Annotated in this window: 29 protein-coding genes and 1 pseudogene; 17 read left to right on the top strand and 13 right to left on the bottom strand. The window is 72.0% G+C overall.

The window, feature by feature from the left end; all coding sequences use genetic code 11:
- Positions 1 to 182: 182 nt before the first annotated feature.
- Entirely contained in the window at positions 183 to 512 is a 330-nt protein-coding gene (locus BC793_RS26335; protein WP_109596780.1) for a hypothetical protein, read from the top strand.
- 117 nt (positions 513 to 629) lie between these two features.
- Here BC793_RS26335 and BC793_RS26330 read toward each other — a convergent pair whose 3' ends face one another.
- The 3 genes from BC793_RS26330 to BC793_RS26320 form a co-directional block, all read right to left on the bottom strand.
- Positions 630 to 947, bottom strand: a complete 318-nt coding sequence (locus BC793_RS26330) for a winged helix-turn-helix domain-containing protein (protein ID WP_109596779.1) — start codon at positions 945 to 947, stop codon at positions 630 to 632.
- Positions 944 to 1,414 carry a hypothetical protein gene (locus tag BC793_RS26325; protein ID WP_239169904.1) on the bottom strand — a complete coding sequence of 157 codons (471 nt, stop codon included), beginning with the start codon at positions 1,412 to 1,414 and terminating at the stop codon, positions 944 to 946. Before BC793_RS26325 ends, BC793_RS26330 begins: the two co-directional genes overlap by 4 nt.
- A 195-nt stretch (positions 1,415 to 1,609) precedes the next feature.
- Positions 1,610 to 1,969, bottom strand: a complete 360-nt coding sequence (locus BC793_RS26320) for a hypothetical protein (protein WP_109596777.1) — start codon at positions 1,967 to 1,969, stop codon at positions 1,610 to 1,612.
- Between the two features lie 39 nt (positions 1,970 to 2,008).
- Between BC793_RS26320 and BC793_RS26315 the strand changes: the two genes are divergently transcribed.
- Positions 2,009 to 2,473 carry a GNAT family N-acetyltransferase gene (locus tag BC793_RS26315; protein WP_239169905.1) on the top strand — a complete coding sequence of 155 codons (465 nt, stop codon included), beginning with the start codon at positions 2,009 to 2,011 and terminating at the stop codon, positions 2,471 to 2,473.
- On the opposite strand, the gene BC793_RS26310 is transcribed toward BC793_RS26315, so the two are convergent.
- Positions 2,470 to 3,018 carry a D-alanyl-D-alanine carboxypeptidase family protein gene (locus tag BC793_RS26310; protein WP_109596775.1) on the bottom strand — a complete coding sequence of 183 codons (549 nt, stop codon included), beginning with the start codon at positions 3,016 to 3,018 and terminating at the stop codon, positions 2,470 to 2,472. The two genes, BC793_RS26315 and BC793_RS26310, sit on opposite strands and share 4 nt — an antisense overlap.
- Positions 3,019 to 3,065: 47 nt before the next feature.
- Positions 3,066 to 3,698 (bottom strand): response regulator, encoded by a 633-nt coding sequence (locus BC793_RS26305; protein ID WP_203896143.1) that lies wholly within the window; start codon positions 3,696 to 3,698, stop codon positions 3,066 to 3,068.
- Between the two features lie 229 nt (positions 3,699 to 3,927).
- On the opposite strand from BC793_RS26305, the gene BC793_RS26300 reads away from it, so the two are divergent.
- The 7 genes from BC793_RS26300 to BC793_RS26270 all read left to right on the top strand — a co-directional run bounded on the left by BC793_RS26300 (position 3,928) and on the right by BC793_RS26270 (position 8,225).
- On the top strand, positions 3,928 to 4,224 hold the full coding sequence (locus BC793_RS26300) for a hypothetical protein (RefSeq protein WP_109596771.1): 297 nt from the start codon (positions 3,928 to 3,930) through the stop codon (positions 4,222 to 4,224).
- A 109-nt stretch (positions 4,225 to 4,333) separates the two neighbouring features.
- Positions 4,334 to 5,428, top strand: coding sequence for a S66 peptidase family protein (locus BC793_RS26295; protein ID WP_109596769.1), 1,095 nt, complete (start codon positions 4,334 to 4,336; stop codon positions 5,426 to 5,428).
- 77 nt (positions 5,429 to 5,505) lie between these two features.
- Positions 5,506 to 5,694 (top strand): hypothetical protein, encoded by a 189-nt coding sequence (locus BC793_RS26290; RefSeq protein ID WP_109596971.1) that lies wholly within the window; start codon positions 5,506 to 5,508, stop codon positions 5,692 to 5,694.
- A 135-nt stretch (positions 5,695 to 5,829) separates the two neighbouring features.
- Positions 5,830 to 6,882: an FAD-binding oxidoreductase gene (locus BC793_RS26285; RefSeq protein WP_109596767.1), complete on the top strand. Its 1,053-nt coding sequence runs from the start codon at positions 5,830 to 5,832 to the stop codon at positions 6,880 to 6,882.
- A complete protein-coding gene (locus tag BC793_RS49745; RefSeq protein WP_158319370.1) occupies positions 6,872 to 7,294 on the top strand; it encodes a BBE domain-containing protein in 423 nt (140 codons plus the stop codon). Before BC793_RS26285 ends, BC793_RS49745 begins: the two co-directional genes overlap by 11 nt.
- Positions 7,295 to 7,414: 120 nt before the next feature.
- The gene (locus tag BC793_RS26275) at positions 7,415 to 7,741 is read left to right on the top strand and encodes a hypothetical protein (RefSeq protein WP_109596763.1); all 327 of its coding nucleotides are present in this window, start codon (positions 7,415 to 7,417) and stop codon (positions 7,739 to 7,741) included.
- A 58-nt stretch (positions 7,742 to 7,799) separates the two neighbouring features.
- Positions 7,800 to 8,225 (top strand): cupin domain-containing protein, encoded by a 426-nt coding sequence (locus BC793_RS26270; RefSeq protein WP_109596761.1) that lies wholly within the window; start codon positions 7,800 to 7,802, stop codon positions 8,223 to 8,225.
- 36 nt (positions 8,226 to 8,261) lie between these two features.
- On the opposite strand, the gene BC793_RS26265 is transcribed toward BC793_RS26270, so the two are convergent.
- Both BC793_RS26265 and BC793_RS26260 read right to left on the bottom strand, forming a co-directional pair.
- Entirely contained in the window at positions 8,262 to 8,591 is a 330-nt protein-coding gene (locus BC793_RS26265; RefSeq protein ID WP_146246452.1) for a hypothetical protein, read from the bottom strand.
- A 263-nt stretch (positions 8,592 to 8,854) separates the two neighbouring features.
- Positions 8,855 to 9,313, bottom strand: a complete 459-nt coding sequence (locus BC793_RS26260) for a hypothetical protein (RefSeq protein ID WP_146246451.1) — start codon at positions 9,311 to 9,313, stop codon at positions 8,855 to 8,857.
- A gap of 152 nt (positions 9,314 to 9,465) precedes the next feature.
- On the opposite strand from BC793_RS26260, the gene BC793_RS26255 reads away from it, so the two are divergent.
- The 4 genes and pseudogenes from BC793_RS26255 to BC793_RS52860 all read left to right on the top strand — a co-directional run bounded on the left by BC793_RS26255 (position 9,466) and on the right by BC793_RS52860 (position 12,763).
- Positions 9,466 to 10,317: a hypothetical protein gene (locus BC793_RS26255; RefSeq protein ID WP_203896125.1), complete on the top strand. Its 852-nt coding sequence runs from the start codon at positions 9,466 to 9,468 to the stop codon at positions 10,315 to 10,317.
- Between the two features lie 237 nt (positions 10,318 to 10,554).
- On the top strand, positions 10,555 to 11,046 hold the full coding sequence (locus BC793_RS26250) for a DUF3307 domain-containing protein (protein WP_146246450.1): 492 nt from the start codon (positions 10,555 to 10,557) through the stop codon (positions 11,044 to 11,046).
- Between the two features lie 91 nt (positions 11,047 to 11,137).
- A pseudogene (locus tag BC793_RS52400) lies at positions 11,138 to 12,256 on the top strand (GAF domain-containing protein); the annotation flags it as partial.
- A 75-nt stretch (positions 12,257 to 12,331) separates the two neighbouring features.
- On the top strand, positions 12,332 to 12,763 hold the full coding sequence (locus tag BC793_RS52860; RefSeq protein WP_373871208.1) for a methyl-accepting chemotaxis protein: 432 nt from the start codon (positions 12,332 to 12,334) through the stop codon (positions 12,761 to 12,763).
- Positions 12,764 to 12,847: 84 nt separating this feature from the next.
- On the opposite strand, the gene BC793_RS26240 is transcribed toward BC793_RS52860, so the two are convergent.
- Together BC793_RS26240 and BC793_RS26235 are read right to left on the bottom strand one after the other, a co-directional pair.
- Entirely contained in the window at positions 12,848 to 13,462 is a 615-nt protein-coding gene (locus BC793_RS26240) for an FMN reductase (RefSeq protein WP_109596751.1), read from the bottom strand.
- Positions 13,459 to 14,562 (bottom strand): LLM class flavin-dependent oxidoreductase, encoded by a 1,104-nt coding sequence (locus tag BC793_RS26235; RefSeq protein ID WP_109596749.1) that lies wholly within the window; start codon positions 14,560 to 14,562, stop codon positions 13,459 to 13,461. Before BC793_RS26235 ends, BC793_RS26240 begins: the two co-directional genes overlap by 4 nt.
- 254 nt (positions 14,563 to 14,816) lie before the next feature.
- On the opposite strand from BC793_RS26235, the gene BC793_RS26230 reads away from it, so the two are divergent.
- Positions 14,817 to 15,854, top strand: a complete 1,038-nt coding sequence (locus tag BC793_RS26230; protein ID WP_109596747.1) for an alpha/beta fold hydrolase — start codon at positions 14,817 to 14,819, stop codon at positions 15,852 to 15,854.
- 48 nt (positions 15,855 to 15,902) lie between these two features.
- The gene (locus tag BC793_RS26225; RefSeq protein ID WP_109596745.1) at positions 15,903 to 16,298 is read left to right on the top strand and encodes a PNPOx family protein; all 396 of its coding nucleotides are present in this window, start codon (positions 15,903 to 15,905) and stop codon (positions 16,296 to 16,298) included.
- Positions 16,299 to 16,325: 27 nt separating this feature from the next.
- Here BC793_RS26225 and BC793_RS26220 read toward each other — a convergent pair whose 3' ends face one another.
- Positions 16,326 to 17,672: a hypothetical protein gene (locus BC793_RS26220; RefSeq protein ID WP_146246449.1), complete on the bottom strand. Its 1,347-nt coding sequence runs from the start codon at positions 17,670 to 17,672 to the stop codon at positions 16,326 to 16,328.
- Positions 17,673 to 17,759: 87 nt separating this feature from the next.
- On the opposite strand from BC793_RS26220, the gene BC793_RS26215 reads away from it, so the two are divergent.
- On the top strand, positions 17,760 to 18,545 hold the full coding sequence (locus BC793_RS26215; RefSeq protein WP_109596741.1) for a cyclase family protein: 786 nt from the start codon (positions 17,760 to 17,762) through the stop codon (positions 18,543 to 18,545).
- Between the two features lie 10 nt (positions 18,546 to 18,555).
- Here the strand turns inward: BC793_RS26215 and BC793_RS26210 are convergent, their stop codons facing one another.
- Positions 18,556 to 19,074, bottom strand: coding sequence for a DUF6529 family protein (locus tag BC793_RS26210; RefSeq protein WP_109596739.1), 519 nt, complete (start codon positions 19,072 to 19,074; stop codon positions 18,556 to 18,558).
- Positions 19,071 to 20,807 (bottom strand): serine/threonine-protein kinase, encoded by a 1,737-nt coding sequence (locus BC793_RS26205; RefSeq protein ID WP_109596737.1) that lies wholly within the window; start codon positions 20,805 to 20,807, stop codon positions 19,071 to 19,073. Before BC793_RS26205 ends, BC793_RS26210 begins: the two co-directional genes overlap by 4 nt.
- 143 nt (positions 20,808 to 20,950) lie before the next feature.
- Between BC793_RS26205 and BC793_RS26200 the strand changes: the two genes are divergently transcribed.
- Positions 20,951 to 21,463, top strand: coding sequence for a DUF1990 domain-containing protein (locus BC793_RS26200; RefSeq protein WP_109596735.1), 513 nt, complete (start codon positions 20,951 to 20,953; stop codon positions 21,461 to 21,463).
- On the opposite strand, the gene BC793_RS26195 is transcribed toward BC793_RS26200, so the two are convergent.
- A complete protein-coding gene (locus BC793_RS26195) occupies positions 21,452 to 22,411 on the bottom strand; it encodes a serine hydrolase domain-containing protein (RefSeq protein WP_158319369.1) in 960 nt (319 codons plus the stop codon). The genes BC793_RS26200 and BC793_RS26195 overlap by 12 nt on opposite strands.
- Positions 22,412 to 22,485 lie beyond the last annotated feature (74 nt).

Here is a 22,485-nt window from a genome sequence, read left to right as displayed (position 1 = left end):
CGGGTCTACCCGGCTGGCTCCCACCGACGTCTCACGACGCCCGAGACAGCGGTGGGAACCAGCCGGGTTACCGGGCTGGCTCTCACCGTCGTCTCAGCGCGGCTGAGACGACGGTGGGGACCAGCCGGGGGCTGGCCGGGGAAGCGGGTGCGGGCGGGGGCGGGGTGGCTGAGCATGGGGGCATGGCTCAAGTCGTCGTCGAGATCCATGTTCCGCTGGTACCGGTGGCGGGGCTCGATCGGGGCGAGCACTTCCATCCGTGGATCGACCGGATCGAGGAGTTTCTCACCGAAGCCGAGGAGGACGGGACGGTCGAGGTCGCCGATGACGGGGAGGAGTTCGGGGACGTGTATGTCTTCTCCATCGCCGGGGCCGCTGAGCCGGAGTTGCTGACCACCGCGTCCCGGGCGGTGTCACTCGACGATGTGCCGGACGGGGCGTACGCGATGGTCACCGACGACGAGGCCCCGGAGTGGGGCCTCGGACGCCGCGTCGACCTGCCGCTCGGCTGACACCGCCGCTCGGCTGATGCGGCTACTCGGCTGACACCGCCGCTCGGCTGATGCGGCTACTCGGCTGACACCGCCGCTTGGCTGACGCGGCTGCTTGGCTGACGCGGGCGGGGGAGGTCAGTGGACCTGGTCGGGTAGGACCGCCAGGCCGGCGCGGGCGACGATCTCCTGGAGGGCGGCCACGTGGCCGGCGAATGCCTCGTGGCCCTCGGGACTCAACTTCACCGACGTGCGGGGGCGCTTGCCGATGAACGACTTGCGGATCTCCACGTAGCCGACCTCTTCCAGCGTGGTGAGCTGCTTGGACAGGGCCGAGTCGGACATGCCGAGGCTGTCGCGGAGGAAGCGGAAGTCGGCCCAGTCGGTCGCGGCCAGCAGGCTCACCAGGGAGAGCCGGGTCGGTGCGTGGATCAGCTCGTCGAATCGGGGCGTCACCGGGAACCCGCCAGCGGCCGCGACAGCATCAGTTTGCGCAGGTAGGACATCAGTGCCGGGCCGCCGAGCGTCAGGCCGACGGCGACCGGGACCGCGGCCAGGAACGCCGGGAACGGAACCGACAGCGCCTCCAGCATGAATCCCAGGCTGACACCGAGCGCGGTCAGACCGAGGGCGAATCCGAGGATCGCGCCGATGCCCCGAGCTCCGAGCAGCTCGAACCGGACCTGCACCCGGGCCTTGCGGACGACGGCGAGGATCACGGCGCCGAGCCCCAGCGTGTAGACGATCGTGCCCACCGCCATCAACCAGGCGACGTCGGACTCCATCGCGCCGACGAACAGCAGCATCAACCCGCCCACGGACGGCCAGAACCAGGTCGGCACCAGGTTGGTGTCGACGACCTGCTCGCGGCGGGCCCGCACCTCGGCCAGGGCCAGTTCCGCGTCGATCGGTGGCATCTCCATGATTTCCCCCTCGGCATCAACTTTCCTACCAGGAAAGTACTCCACCACTTTCCTGGTTGGCAAGTGGTTTCCGGGAAGGACGGAATGAGATGGCGGAGTCTTCCGGCAAGGACGGACGGAGGTGGCGGAGCCTTCCGGGAAGGACGGGACGGGGTGGCGGGGATCGCTCGATCAGTCGCGCGGGTGGCCGTACCGCTAAAGGAGCAGAAGGGTCGCGGGCACGGAGATGACCGCGGCGGTGAGGAACACCAGGGTGAAGCGCACGCGGACCGCCTTGCGCAAGGCCTCGCGGTTTTTCGGGCGGGCCGCGCGGACCAGGCGGGAGGCGAGGTACAGGTAGGCGCCGACCAGGGTGAACAGCGCCGGGACCGCGAGCAGTGAGCTGATCAGCATCGACACCCCGCGCTCGTCGGCGCCGCCGCAACTGACCACCCGGCGGCCGCTGACGCAGCGGTCCAGCCCGATGTCGTGGACCACCTCGGCGACCGCCCACGTGAGGATGGCCGTGGTGACCACGGCGATGGCGCTGAACAGCAGAATGCTTCGACGGAACACGATCGTGATCCTGCCCCGGGCGGCGCGTAGAGTCGATGGGTGGACGACAGTGGGTCGGTGCGGCTCCGCCCGGTCGAGGCCGGTGACATCGAGGTCTTCTTCGCGCAGCAGAGCGACCCCGAGGCGCAGCGCCGGGCCCGCTTCCCGGGCCGTGAGCGGCAGGCCTTCGTCGAGCACTGGGAGCGGCGGGTGCTCGGCGACCAGACCGGGCGGGCGCGGGCGATCGTCGTCGACGGTGTGGTCGCCGGCAACATCGTGGCCTGGTGGCAGGACGGGCGGCGGCTGGTCGGGTTCTGGCTGGGCCGCGAGTTCTGGGGGCGTGGCCTGGGCAGCCGGGCGCTGTCGGCGTTCCTCGGTGCCGGGCAGGAGGAGACGCGGCCGCTGTATGCCGAGGCCGCCGTCCACAACGTGGCGTCGATCCGGGCGCTGAAACGCTGCGGGTTCGTCGAACTCGAGGTGATCCAGGAGGGACCGGACGAGTTCGTGGTGCTCAAGCTGGGCTAACGGCGCGGCACCTGCTCGGGCATGCTCCGCGCCCCCGGATGCGGCAACCGTACCGGCGGGCCGTCCGGGCAGAACTCGAAGTGCCACCACTCGTTGTCGTACATCCGGTAGAGCCCGAAACGGCCACCGTGCCGTTCCAGCCAGCGGGCGCCCTCGGTGGGCCGTACGTCCATGGCCGTCCCGGCCACGTGCCGCGACTCGCCCGGAGGCAGCACCCACCGCCGTGCCGCCGCGACCGACCCGCTGCGCCGCACCTCCTCGGCGTAGAGCGTGGCCTGCCGGGCCGCCGTCCGGAACCCGGAGGTCAGGCCGATCAGCTCACCGTCGCGCCACAGTGCCCGGGTTCGCGCCGCCTCGAACGCCGCCCGCGCCTCCGGCTGCAACCCGTCCAGGTTCTCCGCCGGGAACCGGAGCGACAGCGCCCACCGGCAGGCGGTGACCCGGGCCCGTCCGGGCGTGACCAGGCCGGCGACCGGCGACAGCAGATAGGCGGTGACCCGGGTGACGGTGCGGTAGAGCGGATCCCTGCGGCGTTCTTCAGACATGTACCGAAGATCGTGGATTTCCCGCGCCGGAACATGAGTACGCGTACTCAATCCGTGCTGAGTATTCCGTTCTCCAGCGCGTAGCGGACCAGCTCGACCCGGTTGTGCAACTGGAGTTTGCCCAGCGTGTTCTGCACATGGTTCTGCACGGTGCGGTGCGAGACCACCAGCCGGTCGGCCACCTGCCGGTACGTGAGTCCCTTCGCGACCAACCGCAGCACCTCGGTCTCGCGATCGGTCAGCTGCGGCCGGTCGTCGGCGGCCGGGCCGACAGCCAGCCGCCGGTACTCCCCCAGCACCAGCCCGGCCAGCCCGGCGGTGAACACGGCGTCACCCTCGGCGGTACGCCGGACCGCGTCGAGGAACTCGGCCCGCCCCGCCGACTTGATCAGATAGCCGTTGGCGCCGGCCTTCACCGCGTCCAGCACGTCCTGCTGCTCGCCGCTGGCCGAGAGCATCAGGATGCGTACGCCCGGAACCGTCGCCAGCAGCCCACGGATCACGTCGACACCGGACAGGTCGGGCAGTTGCAGATCGAGGACGACGACGTCGGGAGCCGCGGCCGGGGCCACCCGCAGCGCCTGCACACCCTCACCGACCGCCGCGGTCACCAGGTAGCCGGCCTCCGTCAGGTCACGGGCCACCCCCTCCCGCCACATCGGATGGTCGTCGACGACCATCACCCGCCTGGTCACGGTATCCCTCGTGTGGTCCGTCGCCCCGGTCACGGCATTGCTCCCCCGGTCAGGGTGTCGCCGGCCGGGGTCACGGCGTCGCTCGCCGGGTCAGGGTGTCGGTCGCTGGGGTCACGGCGCCACGATAGTCGCGCGCCGCCCGGCGCGGTGGCGCGCCGGCGGGCCCGGGACACCTCGCCGCCAGGTCACCGATCCGCGGTGTACGGTCGGGGTCATGCGCGTACCGACCGCGGCCATCACCGCCGGTTCCCTGATCGGCGGCTGGCAGATCGCCCGCCGCACCGGCATCCGGCCCCTCGGCGGTGCCGTCCTCGCCGCCGGCGGCATCCTCGCCGGCCGGGAGTGGGCCCGCCGCACCGGTCCGGTCACCACCGGCGCCCTGGTCGCCACCTACCTCGGCGCCTTCGCCCTCTCCCACCCGCTGGCCCGGCGCATCGGCCCATGGCCGTCGGTGATCGCGGTGTCCGCCGTCACCGCAGCCGTCTCCTACGCCGCCGCCGACCGACGCTGACGGCACACTGATCGGTCTCCGGCCCCGCTGACCGGTCCCCCTGACCGGCTCGGCTGACCGTGGCCGACCATGCACCGGCGTCGCGGACGCCGACGCCTACGCTGCGGTGATGATCAGACCGCCGCGCCTCGAACCCGGCGACCTGGTGGCCCTGGTGGCCCCGGCCGGCCCGGTCACCGAGGCCCAGGCCGCCGACGCCGCGACGATCCTCGAATCCTGGGGGCTGCGCACTCACCGGAGCCGGCACGCTCTCGGCAGGCGATTTTTCCTTTCCGGTACGGACGACGAGCGCCTCGCCGACCTTGAGGCGTCCTTCCGCGACCCGGAGGTACGCGGAATCCTGTGCATACGTGGCGGCTACGGCACTCAGCGCATCGTCGACCGCCTCGACTACGACGCCGTCCGCGCCGATCCCAAACTGGTGATCGGCTTCTCCGACATCACCGCGCTGCACCTGGCCCTCTGGTACGAAGCCGGCCTCGCCACCGTCCACGGACCGAGCGGCAGCGCCCTCATCAACGATCCGGTGAGCACGGCCGCCGCCCGCCAGGCCTTGACCACGACCACACCCCTGACCATCCTCGCCACCCCACCGGCTCCCGCTCCGGCGGCGGTGACCACCACCCCGCCCGCCCTCTCCGCAGGCCCACCCGTGGCGACCACCCACCTGGCCGTCCCCGCTGACGCTGCACCCTTCACCCCCGCGACCGTCCCCGCTGACGCCGCACCCGGCGCCCACGCCGGCGCGACCACGGCGATCGCCCGGCCGGCCGTCCCGCACGCCGTTCCCGCCGATGCCGACACCTCGCTCGTCCGGCATCCCGGGCGGGCCGACGGGACGCTGCTCGGCGGGAATCTGACTCTGCTCGCCGCGACCGCGGGAACCCGCCACCAGCCCGATCTCACCGGGGCGATCCTGTTGATCGAGGAGGTGAACGAGGCCGCGTACCGGGTCGACCGCATGATCGTCCAGTTGAAACGATCGGGCTGGTTCGACGGCTTGGCGGGCGTCGCCGTGGGCTCGTTCACCGCGTGCCCCGACGCCGGCCGGGTCCTGGCCGAGCACTTGAACGAGCTGGGCATCCCGGTCCTCGCCGGACTACCGATCGGGCACGGGCCGACCCGGTTCACAGTCCCGTTGGGCGTTCCCGCGCATCTCGACGCCGACACCGGGACGCTCACCGTCCAGCCCGCCGTCCGCTGACCCGTCGGAGACGTCGGAGACGTCGGGCAACGCCATCGTGCAAGAGCAGATCGCCTGCGACACGGCAGGATGGGGTGGTGACGGACGCGGCTTGGGTGGTGTGGCGGCAGGACGACAACGGCAATCGTTTCGTGGTGACGAAGCGGGCGGTACGGGCGGAGGCCGAGGAGCTGGCAGCCGAGATGGAGGCGCGCGGGCACAAGCAGCTCTATTGGGTAGCCGCGGCCGCCTCCGATCAGCCACAGCCGGGTACCGGCGCCGCCTGACCCGCAACACGGGCCGGTCCCCGCGCCGGCTGACCGGCAACACCGGCCGGGGTCGCGCCCGAGTTGCTGTGACCGCGGCGGCGATACCTCGGCGAATCGCATAACGGATATAAAGCCCTATGCCAGGATCTTTGTATGCCGTTGTCCCGTCGTGCCCTGTTCAGCGCCGGTCTTGCCGGGCTGGTCTCGCCCCGGCCCGAGCCTTCGGCGAGTCCGCAGGGGATCACACCGCGTCCGACGCCGACCGCACCCCCGACGGCGGCGGACTGGCAGGCGCTCGCCGCGGGGCTCGAAGGCGGGCTCGTCCTGCCCGGCACCGCCTCCTACGACCCGACGCGACAGCTGTTCTCGCCGCGGTTCGACGGGATCCGGCCGCCGGCGATCGTGCGGTGTGCGGGGCCGGCGGATGTCGTCGAGGCGGTGCGGTTCGCGGTGCGGACGGGGCTGCCGATCGTGCCCCGCGGCGGCGGCCACTCGTATGTCGGGGCGTCCACCACCGGCACCGGCATCGTTCTCGACGTGCGGCCGATGAAAAGTGTCGGTTTCGACGCGGCGACCCGGACGGCGACGATCGGCGGGGGTGCCACCCTGATCGACGTCTACGGTGGTCTCGCCGCGAGTGGTGTCTCGGTGCCGGCCGGCACCTGTGGCAGCGTCGGCATCAGCGGCCTGACCTGCGGCGGCGGGATCGGGTCGGCGGCTTCCGCCTACGGCTTGACGTGTGACAACGTCGTGGCCGCGGACGTGGTGACCGCGGACGGCCGCTACCGGACCGTGGACGCCGAGCGGGAGCCGGAGCTGTTCTGGGGGCTGCGCGGCGGCGGAGGCGGCCGGTTCGGGGTGGTCACGTCGTGGCGGATGCGCACCCATCCGGCCGGGACCACGACGGCGTACGTGCTCACCTATCCGTGGGCGGACGCCGCCGCGCGCCGCCGGCTGGCAGGCACGGAACACGGTGGCGCCGGACAACAGCTGGTCGGCGTGCCAGTTCACCTCCGATACGGTGGGTGCGCTGTCGGTGCGGATCGGGGGTTACGTCCTCGACGGCGACGGGGCCGCCGAGGTGGCCGCGCTGACCCGGGCGATCGGCCGGGAGCCGGCCACGGCGAAGGTCGAGAGTGCACCGCACGTGCAGCTCTTGCGGGATCGGGCGGCCGGCGCCGCGCGGGGCACGCATGTGATCGGTAGCGAGATCTTCCGCGGCACGGTACCGCCGGACGGGGTGAACGCGCTGCTCACGGTGGTGCAGGCGCGGGCCGCGAGTCGCCGGCCGGGTCTGGCGAAATTAAAGCGGATGACCGGGGCGCCGGCTCGGGTGCCGGCCGGGGACAACGCCTTCCCGTGGCACGGTGCCAGCAGCATGCTGCAATGGCTGGTGGACCTGCCGAACGCCGATCCGGCGTCGGTGGCGGACGGGTACGGGTGGATCGAGTCCGGGCATCGCGCGGTGGCGCCGTGGTCGTCGGGGCGGTATGTGAACTATCTGGAACCCGGGCCCACCGATCCGGCGCGTTATCACGGCGCCCATCTGGAACGACTGCGCCGGCTCCAGGCCGCCACCGACCCGAACGGGCTGTTCCGCGTCCCCTACGCCCTCTGAACGAACCGACGGTCTGGTGGAGCCGCACGGAGGCGGGCCCCTCGATCGGGACGACCGGCGCCGGGCGGCGACGCCTGAAGTCGGGTGCGCCCGGGAGGCCGTCCACGGCATCATCGTGCGATGAGCGTGCGGCAGTCCCGGGAGGAGCAGGCGGCGGCGTTGGCCGCGATCCTCCGCGAAGTCCGGGTCGCGGAGCACTGGCAGCCGTGCGACCCGTCGGGCTGCATCGACACCGCCGTACGCCGATGGACGACCTCGGACCGGCGTATCAAGCCCGCCAGGCGCACACCGGAGAGCCGCCTTCGGGATCTCCTACGGGGACTCCGGGAGGCGCGGGGTGCGGACCTCGCCTACGAGGAGCCGGGCTGGCTCGAGCACGTCGCGGAACGGTTCGGTGCCGCGTTGCTCGCCGCCGACCAGGCCAACGACGCAGCGGCCGAACGCTGATCCGACGGGGTGCACCGTACCGGCCTGCGCCGGCGGGATCCGGCATAGGATCCGGTCCATGGCTTCTGATCTTGTCGAGCGCCTCGGCCTGGAACCGCACCCCGAGGGTGGCTGGTACCGGGAGACGTGGCGCTCGCCCGTCACGTTCGAACCGGACGGCTACGACGGGCCCCGGCACGCCGCCACCGCCATCTACTTCCTGCTGCATCCGGGCGAGCGGTCCGCCTGGCACGTGGTGCGCTCGGCCGAGCTGTGGTTCTGGCATTCGGGCGGCCCACTGCTGCTGCGGCGCGGTGGCAGCGGCGACCGGCCCGCCGACGGGGACGAGGTGCTGCTCGGCCCGGACATCGCCGCCGGCCAGGAGCCGCAGGTGCTGATCCCGCCCGGCGTCTGGCAGGCCGCGGAACCCGCCGGTACCGCACCCGTCCTGGTCAGCTGTGTGGTGGCGCCGGGCTTCGACTTCGCCGATTTCCGCCTGGAGTGACGGTCAGCCCCCCGTGATGTGCCGGCCGGGCCCGGGTCAGCGGTTCCAGAACCAGCGCCGGTTGCGCCGGTTACGCCAGGTCATCTCGTCGGCGATCATCGAACGGACGCTGGCCACCGCGATCGCCAGGGCGTCGCGCAGGCCCGCACAGGTCCGGCAGTCCGGCCCGCCGTCGCATTCGGTGCGGTGATCGAAGGCGATGTCGGTGATCACCCGGTCCAGGGCGGCGCACGCGTAGGTACCGCGGTCGTTCGGGTGCTGGCGCGCCAGGATCTCCCGAAACTCCGCTATCTCGTCCTCGCCCGCCGCATACAGGTGTGCGGCGCTCTCCACCTGCTGTAATGCGTCGCGAGCCGGGTCGTTCACCTGCAAGGCACTCCCCCAAGGCCAGGTGACGTGTGGACGGTGAACCTACCGCCACACCGGTTCCGCTCACATGGGCCGGACAGCCGATCATCCTCATCGAACAAACGACTCCTCCCGAGTGAGCGCCCGGAACCGTATCAGCACCTCGGGGCCCCCGTCAGGTAAGACACGGCCGGCGCGGCGGCGGGACCGCTGTGGACGGTGTGCCCCGGACGCACGGAACCCCCGGGCCGTTTCCGGGCCGGGGGTTCTCGCCACAGCGCTCAGCGGGTCGACTTGACCGCGTCGTCGTCGACCGCGTACTCGCTCTCCTGGATGCTGACGACCAGCGCGTCCACGTCCTGGCAGATGGTCTGGAACTTCAGCATCGCGGTGCGCAGCTCGGCGAGGTGACTCGCCTCCTCCGGCTGACCGGCGGCGGCCTGCGCCTGCCGGGTCGGGACGGAGAGCACGTTGGCCGCCGCGGTGATCACCGTGCTCTTCGAGTCCTGACCTAGAGTCACGATCTGGGTGGCGGTGGCGACGTCGAAGTCGTAGCCGCCCTCACCGAGAGTGGCCTGGTTGGCGATGCCGCACACCGCCGCGGTGGCCTCGTCCAGGCCGCTGGCGGTCACCGCCGGGGCGGCGGGGGCAGCCGGAGCGCCGGAGGGCCCGCTGGTAGCGCAGCCGGAGATCGCCAGAAGGGTGCTGGTGACGACGGCCACGGTGGTCATTGCTCGCATGACCGGGAGGCTACCTGCCCCTTACCGCCCATCGGCGTGACCCCCACCCCGATGTGACGCAGTCGTCCGCATTTTGGGAGTCACGCACCGTCATAGCGATCCGGACGACGGTTACCGGAAGTCATCAGAAACGGGGTGTGATGTGATGGGGTGTGACCTTCGAAGCGCTGCCCGAGCCGCCGTCCCGCGCGCCCGACCTCGCCGACGACTTCACCGGGCCGGCGCTGCGGGCCGACCTGTGGATCGATCACTACCTGCCGCACTGGAGCACCCCCGAGCGGTCCCGGGCACGATACGACCTCGACGGTGACGGGCTACGGCTGCGGATCGACGACGATCAGCCGGACTGGCGGCCCGAGGACGCCCCGTTGCGGGTGTCGAACGTGCAGACCGGCGACTTCTCCGGGGCGGTGGGCGGGCACCGCGGCACCCACCGGCACCGGCCGGACGGGCTGACCGTCCGCACCCCGGCCGGGACCCGCCTGCTCTGGGCACCGTCGGCCGGCCGGGTCGACGTGACCGTGCGCGCCGCCGTCGATCCCGGCAGCATGCTGGCCGTCTGGCTGGTCGGCAGCGAACACCTCGACCCCCGTGACAGTGGGGAGATCTGCGTCTTCGAGATCGACGCCGAGGCGGTCGGTCCCGCCACCACGACCGCCCGGATCGGGATCAAGGCACACCACGACGACCGGCTGCGCACCGACATGGGCGAGGTGCCCGTTCCGGTCGACGCGTCGCGCCCGCACACGTGGACCGCGATCTGGGGCGCCGGCGGCACCGTGATCGGCTGCGAGGGCCGGGTCGTCGGCCGGTTCCCCCAGGCCCCGGACTACCCGCTGATCCTGATGATCGACATCTTCGAGACCGGCGGCCGGTCACCGGTCACCGCCTACCCGAAGACCGCCCGCATCCACCGGGTCCGCGGCTGGGATCTCACCCCCGGCTGGTCCTCACCGCTGTCTCACGGCGCTCGAGACAGCGGTGAGGACCAGCCGGGGAAGTAGGCGGGACATTCGCATCCGGCCCGGCGGTCGCGCTTCGGCCCGGTGTCCGGCCCGCGTCGCGCCGGTGGCTCACGGTTCCTCCTCGTGGCCGTACCGAAAAGGGGTCTTGAAGGTCTTAAGGTTTGCGGGGGGTGACGGACGTGACGCAGTGTGCGCGGACACGTTTGCGGGTTCCAGCCGCGTCGTAGTGCTGGAGTGGTCAATGAGACGGCACTCTCGGCGGAGGCGGATCGCGGCATGGAGCACGAAGATCTGGTCAGGGCGGTCACCACGGCGGTGGCATTCGCGGTGATGCTCGCCGGGCACTACGTCGGTGACCACTGGGTGCAGACCAGCGGTCAGGCGTACGGCAAGGGCCTGGACAACGAGGGCTGCGTGCGTTCGGTGGCACTGTGGCACTGCGCGAAACACGTCATGTCGTGGACCGCGACCACCACGATCTTCCTGCTCGCCGCCGGCTGGTGGCTGCGCCTGCCGCTGGAGCCGGGCTGGCTCGTGGCGGGGATCGTCCTCAACGCCGTCACCCACTTCATCGCCGACCTGCGCACCCCGCTGATCCGCCTGGGCCGGCTGCTGGGCCGCGGCGGCTACCTCGACCACGTCGGCGTGGTGCGGCCCTCCGGGCCCTCGACCAGCGGGCCCGGCACCGGCCTGTTCGAACTCGACCAGGCCTGGCACATCGGCTGGCTCGCGGTCTCCGCCCTGATCATCGCCGGCCCGCCGGCCTGACTCCGGCCGTCGCCGGTGCGGGGACGACCGCATTTCGGTCTGCGTTGCAGGTCCGTTGCCCTGACCTTTTCGACCGCGCCGCGCCGGGCTCATGTCGGAACGCGGCGGCCCGAAGGTGAGGACTGAGTGGCGCCGGGCCGCTCCCACCTGGAGGACACCGCCGATGTTCGGACCGCGCAACGCCCAGACGATCACCAGGCTCCAGTCGGAACTCGCCGAGGCGGCCGCGGAGGTGGAGGCGGTCACCGCCATCGTGCAGGCGATGGAGAAGGTCACCTCGCCGGACGAGGCCATCGGCACCATTCTGCGGCTGGTCCGGGAGCGGTTCGGATGGGCGTACGGCTCCTACTGGCAGATGGACGCCGCGGCGGGTGTGCTCCGGTTCGCGCAGGACAGCGGGACGGTCAACGAGGAGTTCCGGAACGTGACCCTCCGCGCCTCGTTCGCCGAGGGGGTGGGCCTCTCCGGTCGCGCGTGGCGTACCCGTGACCTGGTATTCGTCCGGAACCTCGCGGACGTCCCGGACTGCGTGCGCGCCCCCGAGGCGATGCGTGCGGGCGTACGCAGCGGCATCTGCTTCCCGATCATCGAGGCCGGCCGGGTGATCGGCACCATGGACTTCTTCACCACCGCGGAACTGGAGCCGTCGGAGGGCCGGCTGTCGGCGCTGCGGGCGATCGGGGTCCTGGCCTCGGGCACGCTGGTCCGCCTGCACGAGATCGTTCAGCAGGAGAAGACCGCGCAGGACGTGGAGGCGGTCTCCACGGTGATCCGCCAGATGACGCAGGCGAGCAGCCGGGACGAGGCGCTGCGGTCGGCTCTGGAGACGATCCGCAAGGACTTCGACTGGCAGTACGGCTCGTTCTGGGCGCTCGACGAGAGTGCGAACGTGCTGCGTTTCGCCCTGGAGTCCGGTGACGCCGGTGCGGAGTTCCGGCAGGTGACGATGACCGCGTCGTTCGCCCGGGGCGTCGGCCTGTCCGGTCGTGCCTGGGATCGCGGGGATCTCGTGTTCGTCGAGGACCTCGGGGAGCTGACCGACTGTGTCCGGCGGCCGGCGGCGCAGGCCGCCGGGGTGAAGTCCGGGGTGTGCCTGCCGATCCGGGTGGGCGGCCGGATCGTCGGCACGATGGACTTCTTCGCCACCCGGACCCTGATCATGTACCCGGGCCGGGAGAGTGCCCTGCGCAACACGGCGTTCCTGGTCGGGCAGGCCCTGGAGCGGTTCGCCTCGACCGAGCAGCTGCACCAGGCGGGCCGGGAACTGCTCGACTCGATCGCCGAGGTGGAACGCAACGTCAGCTCGGCGTCGGCGGTCGCGGAGAACAGCGAGAACCTGGCGGCCGAGGCCAACGAGCAGGTGGCGGCGCTCGGCCAGGCCAGCTCGGAGATCAACAACGTGGTACGGGCCATTCAGACGATCGCGGCGCAGACCAAGCTGCTCGCCCTGAACGCGACCATCGAGGCGGCGCGGGCCGGTGAGTCCGGCAAGGGGTTCGCCGTCGTCGCGGGCGAGGTGAAGGAGCTGTCCACCGAGACCGAGCGGGCCACCGACGAGGTCAGCGCCAAGGTCAGCGCCATTCAGTCGCGGGTGGACGCGGTCACCTCCTCGCTGGCGCAGATCCACCACGCGGTCGAGGAGATCAACCAGACGCAGCGGTTGATCGGCGGGGTCCTCAAGGAGCAGGTCGCCGTCACCGGCGCGATCCTCAACTGAGCAGTCAGGAAGACGTGGGAGGCCACCACGGGGCGGCGGCTCTCCGGTGGCCCGGTCTTCCCGGTGCCACCGGACAGCGACGGCCTACAGGTTCTTCAGCATGTCCTCGAAGTCGGCGGTGAGGGCGAACGGGTCGGTGACCACGGCGGGTTCGCGGCGTTCGACCACGCGGGCGAGTTCGGCGGCGGCACGGTCGATGCGGGCGCGCAGGGGGCCCTCGACCGAGTTGGCGCCCCAGTCGTCGCTGGCGGCGAAGACCGAGGTGGGGATGATCGCCGCCCGCAGGTAGGAGAAGAGCGGCCGCAGCGCGTGCTCCAGCACCAGCGAGTGGCGGGCGGTGCCGGCGGTGGCGGCGAGCAGGACCGGCTTGTCGACCAGCGCGTCCTTGTCGAGCACGTCGAAGAACGACTTGAAGAGTCCGCTGTAGCTGGCGGAGAACACCGGGGTCACGGTGATCAGGGCGTCGGCGGCGGTGACCGCCTCCTGGGCCTGCTTGAGTGACGTGCCGGGGAAGCCGGTGAGCATGTTGTCGGTGATCTCGTGGGCCAGGTCGCGCAGTTCGATGAACTGGACGTCGAGGGTGACGCCGAGCCGGGTGGCGGCGCCGGCCGCCGCCGCCGACAGTTGGTCGGCGAGCAGGCGGGTCGACGACGGCTGGCTCAGGCCCGCGCTGATGACGACGAGCTTGCGCTGCTTCATGCCTTCACTTCCTCCTTGACGGCCGCGGTGTTCCCGGCGGCGAGCAGGGACGCGTGGGTGGGGGCGTCCGGCACGTGCGCGGGCTTCAGGCGGGCGAACTCCTTGCGCAGCACCGGGACGACCTCGGAGCCGAGCAGGTCGAGCTGCTCCAGGACGGTCTTGACCGGCAGGCCGGCGTGGTCCATCAGGAACAGCTGGCGCTGGTAGTCGCCGACGTACTCGCGGAAGCCGAGGGTCTTGTCGATGACCTGCTGCGGGCTGCCGACGGTCAGCGGCGTCTCGCGGGTGAAGTCCTCCAGCGACGGGCCGTGGCCGTAGACGGGGGCGTTGTCGAAGTACGGCCGGAACTCCTTCACCGCGTCCTGGCTGTTCTTACGCAGGAACACCTGCCCACCGAGACCGACGATGGCCTGGTCGGCGGAACCGTGGCCGTAGTGCTCGAACCGCTGCCGGTAGAGCCCCACCATCCGCTGGGTGTGCGACGCCGGCCAGAAGATGTGGTTGGCGAAGAACCCGTCACCGTAGTAGGCGGCTTGTTCTGCGATTTCAACGGAACGGATGGAGCCGTGCCAGACGAACGGCGGGATCTCGTCGAGCGGCCGCGGCGTGGAGGTGAAGCCCTGCAGCGGGGTGCGGAACTTGCCCTGCCAGTCGACGGTGTGCTGGCGCCACAGCTTGTGCAGCAGCGCGTAGTTCTCCAGGGCGAGCGGGATGCCGGCCCGGATGTCCTTGCCGAACCACGGGTAGACCGGGCCGGTGTTGCCGCGGCCGAGGGTCAGGTCGACGCGGCCGTCGGCGAGGTGCTGGAGCATCGCGAAGTCCTCGGCGATCTTCACCGGGTCGTTGGTGGTGATCAGCGTGGTCGCGGTGGACAGTTGCAGCGTCGAGGTCTGCGCGGCGATGTAGGCCAGCGTGGTGGTCGGCGACGAGGAGAAGAACGGCTCGTTGTGGTGCTCACCGAGCGCGAAGACGTCGAGGCCGACCTCCTCCGCGTGCTTGGCGATCGTGACGATGTCCTTGATGCGCTGGGCCTCGGTCGGGGTCCGGCCGGTGGTCGGGTCCGTCGTGATGTCGCTGACGCTGAAGATTCCGAACTGCATGACCGGCTCCTGGACTGATCGGCCGGGAATCTGATTTCCCGGACTGCCCCGCACAACGCGTTTGACTGCGCAACTATTTCAGATTCAAACAAGTTCGGCTGCGGCGGGGGTCACACGAGGAATCCTCAGCACGGCGAGATCCCGAATTCAACACCTTTGGGGGTACGGCCAGTAGAAGCACCCGGGCCACCCGGCGGCGCCCGCAACGGTCCGGGCCGCGAGGCGGCGCCGGGCTGCTGCCGTCCCCGGCGATAATGACGGACGTGGAGGTCCGTTTCGCGCGTGCCCGGGACGATGTGACGATCGGCTACCAGATGTTCGGGCAGGGGCCGCCGCTGGTGTGGATGCCCTCGCTGAGCAACATCGTGGCGCAGTGGCGGATCCCGGCCATGCACGCCGCCTACCAGGACCTTGCCCGGAACCTGACGATGATCCTCTACGACGGCCGCGGGACCGGCGCCTCCGACCGCCGGATCGACCTCGGTGACCTCGGGCTGGACGCGCACCTGCGGGACCTGCACGCCGTCCTCGACGACACCGGCCTGCCACGGGTGTCGCTGCTCGGCTATTACCACTCGGTGCCGACGGCGCTCGCGTTCGCCGCCCGCAACCCCGGCCGGGTCGAGCGGCTCGTGCTGTTCGGTGGCACGCCCCGGCTGCGGGAGGCGATGCTCCCCGCCCAGACACAGGCGCTGCTGTCACTGATCGATCAGGACTGGGGACTGTTCGCCGACGCGGCCGCGACCGCGTGGCTCGGCTGGGACGCGGCACCCACCGGCCGGTGGACCGCGGAGGCGTTCCGGACCGCCACCAGCGCACCGATCGCGAAGGCCTGGTTCGAGGCGGCCCGGCACATCGACGTCACCGCGGAGCTGGCCGCGGTCCGGGCGCCGGCGCTGGTCCTGCACCGGCAGGGCGAGCAGCGGATCCCGGCCGAGACGTCGCGGCGGCTGGCCGAAACGCTGCCGGACGGCCGTTTCGTGGAGCTGTCCGGCAGCACCCCCACCCTGTTCCTCGAGGACCGGGACACCGACGTACGGCTGGTCACCGACTTCGTGACCACGGGTGCCCTGACCGCGGCCGGGCGGCCGGCGACGGGCCGGCTGACCCCACGGGAGACCGATGTGCTGCGGCTGCTCGCCGCCGGCGACTCGAACGCCGAGATCGCCCGGCGACTGGGGATCGCCGTGCACACCGTCGAACGGCACCTGTCCGCCGTCTACCGCAAAATCGGTGCCCGTGGCCGCAGCGACGCCGTCCGCCTCATGCTGGATTTCCGTCATCCGGGGTGACGGATCGCCGGGACGCGGAACAGCCGGTGACCGGCGAAGAATCGGGGCATGACCGCTCCCGCGAACACCTCCTGGCGATTCGCCCGTGCCACCGCGCCCGCCGTGGCACGACTGGCCGGCCGGCGCTGGTTCCCGCTGTGGGCACGCGTGCACCACCGCGGCCGCAAGTCCGGCCGGGAGCTGACCGTGCCCGTCGCCGTCCTGATCACCCCGGACGGTTTCCTCATCAACCTGCCGTGGGGCGCGCAGACCAACTGGGTCCGCAACGTGCTCGCCGCCGACGGCTGCACGCTGCGCTGGAAGGGCGCCGACCACCCGGTCGACCAGCCGCGGATCCTCGACGTCACCCGGGCCCGGCCCTACTATCCGCGGGTCACGTGGGCGATCTCCCAGCGCCTCTTCCCGGCCGACGCCTGGCTGCTCCTGCGCCCGGTCACGACATGAGCCAAACCTCGGCTCCGGCTGCGCCGCTCAGGACATGAGCCGCCAGGCCACGGCCGACGCCGCGGCGGTGACCAGGGCGGCGACGGCAGCGGGCCGCAGCCAGGCACGCGCGGTGGCGGCGCGGCCCGCGGCGAAGGACAGCGCGATGACGGCCCCGGCCAGCGCCACCACGACGGCCAGGAACGGACTGAGGAAGCCCGGCGCCGCAACGATCGAGGCCGGATCCCGCCAGGCTCGCACCGCCACCGGAATCAGGACGACCGCGGCCGCCGGGAAGGCGGCGGCCAGCCACCACCACTGCCGGCTGCCACCCGAGCGACGCAGCGACACCACCCCGGCGACGGTCATCAGGAACCCGGCGAGCAGGGCGATCACGGTGATCCTGAGTGGACGGCCCAGCGCACCGGGCGAGGTGGACAACGGCAGCGGCGCCACATCGTCCGGGAAGGCCGGGAATCCGATGCGTGTCCACCGGCCGGCCGGGTCGCGGACGGCGAACCCGTCCCGGCCGTTGGCGACCACCACGACGTGACCGCCGGGCACGTCCTGGACGGCCAGTGCCCCCGAGCTCAGCGCCAGGATGGTCTCGATGTCGGCGTAGTCCCGGTACAGCGCCTGCCGATCGTCGTCGCCGATGCGCCAACTGTCGGTCCACGGACCGCCGTCGGTGCTGCTCTGCACGCCGAGCTCGTCCGGCACCACCCGGTAGCAGACCCGGTCCCGCGAGCACACCGGCTGCCGCGGTGACGCCGGTTCCGCAGCGCCGGACCAGGTCACGCCACCGTCCCGGCTGACCGACCACTCGGCACGGCGAGGGCGCACGGCAGTCGCATGGACGTAGACGGCGTCACCGGCCACGACCACGGATTCGGCTCTGGTGTGCGGCAGCGGGCTGGTCGCGGCCACGCCGGCCAGGGCCAGTGGCAGCAGCACGGCCAGGCGCACCGCCCGGGTCACCCGGCCGGCCCGGCTCGCGTGGCTGCGCCGCCACGTCCACCACGAGCCGGCCAGCAGCGGCAGGACGAGCAGATCGGTGGGGTCCGCCCGGATCAGGGACGGGGTGAGCACGCTCCAGGCGGCGGAGGCGAGCTCGGCACCGTACGCCCAGAGTTTGACGACCGTGAACCCGGCGCCGACCGCGACCATCGAGGTGACCGCGACCCGGCGCACCGGCAGCCGGGGAGCGATGAGGCCCGCCAGGGCCGCGAGCAGTGGCGGCGCGAGCAGCATGCCGGCCGCGTCGCTGAGTTTGCCGGTCGCCCAGCCGGGGTGGGTCAGCTTCAGCACATGGTCGTTGATCACGAGTACCGCCAGCGCGACCATCGTCACCGGATGGCCGAGCCAGGCCATCGTGATCCCCCGTGTCGTATTCACACTGGACATCGTGGCGACCGTTGGTCACAAGGTCGACACAGAGAGATTCCTCTTGGGCGCCCGGCACACCACCGGCACGATGAGTGCATGTGCACCCAACCGAAAGTCACCCGCCGGGCCGCGCTCGCCGGAGTCGCCGGGCTCGCCGCCACCGCCATGGCCGCCGAGCCCGCCGCCGCCCGTGGTGGACGCGGGATCCGTGACCTGACCTACCCGCTGTCGGAGAGGTTCCCGGCGTTCAGCCCCGGCGAGGAGGCGGTCCGCCGCACCGTCACGACGGTCGAGGACGACGGCTACTACATGCAGGAGTGGCGGATCATCGAGCACATCGGCACCCACGTCGACGCGCCCGCCCACTTCACCGCGGGCGGGCGTACCGCCACCGAACTCCGGCCGGACGAGCTGATCCTGCCGGCCGTGGTCGTCGACATCGCCCGGCGGGCCGCCCACGACCCGGACACCGAGGTGACCGTGGACGACCTGCGGGAGTTCGAACGCCGGCACGGGCGGATCCCGGACGGGGCGGCGGTCCTGATGTACTCCGGCTGGGGCTCACGGATCGGCGACGCGAACGCCTACCGGGGCACCGACCCGGCCGGGACGCTGCACTTCCCCGGGTTCGGCACGGACGCCTGCGAGTGGCTCCTGCGGCGCCGCCGGATCCGCGGTCTCGGCGTCGACACACTCAGCATCGACCCGGGGATCTCGGCCACCTTCGACACGCACCTGGCGCTGACCGGGGCGGACCGGTACGGGCTGGAGAACCTGGCCGGACTGGACCGGCTGCCCCGTACCGGTGCGACGATCTTCGTGGGGCTGATCCCGTACGAGGAGGGCTCCGGCGGTCAGGCCCGCGTGCTGGCCACCTGGTGAGCCGGCCGGTTCACCAGGTCACACCGATCGTGGTGAAGAACCACAGCGCCGAGGTCAGCCACAGCCCGGCCACCGCGGTCAGCACCAGCCCGCCGGCCACCGGCAGCCCCCATCCGCGCCCGTCGCCGGGCCTGCTGAGCAGCAGCATCTTCGTCACGAACACGCCGTAGAGCAGGCAGCCGAGCAGTGAATGCGCCAGCACCCGCGGCGTGTCCGACCGCAGCCCGAAGGTGTAGAGGCAGTGCACCGCCACCGGCATCGACAGCAGCAACGCGATCCGGCCGGACCAGCAGTGCACCGCCCCCACCCACGCTCCGCCCGGCAGCACACCGTAGATCGCCAGCGCCGACAGCAGCTGCACCACCAGGAAAGACGCCACGCCGGTGGCCAGCCACACCTTCAGCGTCTGGATGCGGAGCAGGGTGTCGACGTCGGAGGTGCCGACCGGCTGGTGCAGGCGCCCGTAGACGCCGAGCCCGACCGCGACCCCGACACCGGCGACCACGGGCAGCCACACCCGGGGCGTCACCTGGTGAACCCCTCCCCCGTGTCGGCGTCGATGGTGGTCGCCCCGGTGACGGCCTCGCCGTCGACGGTCGTGCCGCGCCCGGCGAGGTCCAGCACCGGAGCCGGTCCCGGCGTCCCCCCACGCAGGAGTACGCCCACCTGCCGGCCGTCCGGCAGCACGATCCACGAGCCGTCGATCTGGGCGCCGCGCACCTGACTGCTCAGCCGGTAGAGCCCGGACGGCTTGCGGACCACACCGATCTCGAAGCGGTGTGCCCGGCCCTCGACGGTGACCTCCCCGGCCGCGCGGCGGGCGTCGAACAGGCCGGTGATCTTCGTGTCGTTCTTGCCGGACAGGTTCAGCAGCCCGTTCTTCGCGGTGCCCTTGAGCCAGGCCTCGAGACGGTCGCCGTCGCAGATGTACGCGATCGCCTGCCCGTCCCGGATCGAGATGGCCAGCGTGCCGGCGCCGTCGACCGTGCCGGCCATGGTGACCCGCAGCCGTTCGGCGGACGGTGTGTTCAGCGGTGGCAGGGCGACGCCGTCGGTCGGCGGCAGGGACTCCGCACCCTTCTCGACCGGAGTGACCGCGGGCGGGACGCTGACCTGGGTGGCCAGGTCGGCGGTGCGGGCGCCGGCCGTGGCGGTCAGGTTGAGCCCGGTCACCACGGCGGCGACCACGAGGGCCGCGGCCAGCGTGACCAGCGGGCCGCGGCGCCACCGGGCCCGCCGGGGAGGCGCCGGCGGAGCCTGGTAGCGGCCGGTCTCCGGCATCTGCCCGGCCCAGCTGCCGATCGTGTCCCGGTGCCCGGACCCGTCCCGTGGCCCGGCGAACGCCGCGTTCGACCCCACGAAGGCGGCACGCGGCGGCTGCGGCGGGGCCGGCGGCGGAAAGGTGGGCTGCGGGAGCTGCGGCGGCGGGAAGCCCAGCGCCAGCGTGACCGGTTCGCCGTCGCTCATCGGGTGCCCGGACACCGGCGCGACCGGCGGGAGGCCCTGCACGCCCGCCGCGAACTGCCGTAGGTAGGCGGCCACCCGGGCGGCCGGCGGACGGCGCCGCGGATCGGCCGCCAGACAGTCACGGGCCACCGGGCCGAGCGGGCCGGGCAGCGCCGACGGGTCGCCGTCGGGCCGGCCCGTGGTCAGTTCCAGCAGCAGCACGCCCAGCGACCACACGTCCGCGGCCGGGGTCGGCGGGCCGCCCTGGAAGATCTCCGGGGCCGTGTAGCCGGGGGTGCCGCCGGCCACCGAGTGGTGCCCGCCGCCCAGCAGCACCGCCACCCCGAAGTCGGTGATCCGGACCTCCGGCGGCGTGGACCCGCGCACCACCAGCAGGTTCTCCGGTTTGAGGTCGAGATGGACGACGCCACGCGCGTGGGCGAACGCGAGGGCCGCGGCGGTCTGTGCGGCCACCACGACGACCTCCGGCGGGGTGAGCCGGCCGCCCCGCATCGACAGGTAGCGGCGCAGGTTGGGACCGTCCACGTACTCCATCACCAGGGCCAGGGTGCCGCCCTCGACGATCAGGTCGCGCAGGCCCACGATGCCCGGATGGCTCAGCGCCCGCAGCGCCGCGTCCTCACGGAGGAACAGCTCCCGCACCCGGCGGTCACCGGCGAGTTCGGGGCGCAGCAGCTTCGCCGCGAGCGGCGGACCACCGTGCCGGCTGGTCGCGCGCCGCACCACCGCCATGGCGCCGCGGCCGATCTCCTCGTGCAGCAGGTACTCCCTGCCGAGCGGTTCGTGAGCGGCCATCCCCGTACCCCTTGCCAATAGATCAGCTAAGCCCCACCGACTGTCATAACCATGTCGATCTCTCTGCGGTTCAGCGCTCCACTCGCGAATTGCATTCTTCTATAAGACGTTGATCGATGGCGAGTGTTGTCTAGGGTGAGTTCGTGCTGCTGGACGGCCCGTTCACGTATCCCGAGGTCGGCGCGACCCGGGACGCCCCACTGCCCGCCGGATATCGGCACGTGCTGCGCGACGTCGAGGTCGGTGCCGGCCGGGACGCCTTCGAGCGGGCCGCCGAGGCGCTGCTGACCTTCGGCATGCACCGGGGTGCCGGGCTGACCGTCGGCACCCGAGCCCCGGCCGTGCCCGGTCTGCCGGTGGTGCTCCGGGTCGGTGCCGGGCCGCTGCGCCTGACCGCACCGTGCCGGGTCGTCTACCGGATCGACCAGGCCGATCGGCAGGGGTTCGCCTACGGCACGCTCGACGGGCACCCGGAACGCGGGGAGGAGGCGTTCGTCCTGCACCTGACCGGGGCGGGGCGGATCCGGTTCCGGATCACCGCGTTCTCCCGGCCGGCGAGCACCCTGGCCCGGATCGGCGGGCCGCTGACCACTCTGGCCCAGGAGGTCGCCACCCAGCGCTACCTGCGGTCGATGCGGCGGCTGTCACACCCCTGACTGCAGGCCGCGCAGCAGTTCCATGGCCGGGCCGTCGACCATCCGTGCGGTGTCGCTGAGCACCACCACACCGACCCGCTTCTCCGGGTCGAACCCCACGAACGCGAACGCCCCGCCGGTCTGCCCGTTGTGGTAGATCTGGAGGTGCCCGCCGAGTTTCGGGTGCATCCGCTGCGCCATCCAGCCCAGGCGCACGGTCAGGAACGGGTTGACCCGGTGCTCGACGTCCAGCGACAGCCCGACCGCCGCCGTCACCGGCGACTCCTCGACGTGCGCACGGACGAACGTGATCAGGTCGGCCGCCGTGGAACGCAGCCCGCCCGCGCCGACGAGATCCGCCAGGTTCCACGGCGCGGTCGGGCGGCGCTTCGCGTCGTACTCCGGCGCCACCGGGCCACCGGCGCCGGTACTGGTCAGCCCGAGCGGCGTGGTGATCTCGCGGGCCACCAGGTCGCCGTAGGAGAGGCCGGTGTGCCGGGACAGTGCCAGTCCGAGCAGGCCGGCGCCCAGGTTCGAGTACCGGAACCGGGTACCCGGGGTGGCCGGGCGGATCCTCGACAGGTTCTCGATCAGGTAGTCGGCGGTGCAGTGTGCGTACGGATCCGGCGTGTTCGGCCGCAGCAGCGCCTTCAGCAGCATCCCCTTCGGCAGCCGCGGCAGCCCCGACGTGTGCGTGGCCAGATGCCGCAGCGTGATACCAGCCGGCGCCGGCAGGAAGTCGGCCAACGGCTGGTCCAGCCGCACCTCGCCGGCCTCGGCCAGCCGGGCCAGGATAAGGCTGGTGAACACCTTGGTCACCGAACCGATCTCCAGACGCGAGTCGACGGTCAGCCCGCCGGACGCCCGGACCTCGGTGTGCCCGCCGGTCAGCGCGGCGACGACGACCCCGCGGCGGTTCGGTTCCAGCTTCTGGACAGCCTGGCGGGTCAGCTCGTCAAGATCGGTCACGACGTCCATTCTGGGAGGCGGGCACAACCACGGCCGGGAGTAGTGTGCTGATTCGGACCCAGGGTCGCACGACG

Source organism: Actinoplanes xinjiangensis (assembly GCF_003148685.1).
Classification (GTDB): domain Bacteria; phylum Actinomycetota; class Actinomycetes; order Mycobacteriales; family Micromonosporaceae; genus Actinoplanes; species Actinoplanes xinjiangensis.
This window is presented reverse-complemented; position numbering and strand designations above follow the sequence as displayed.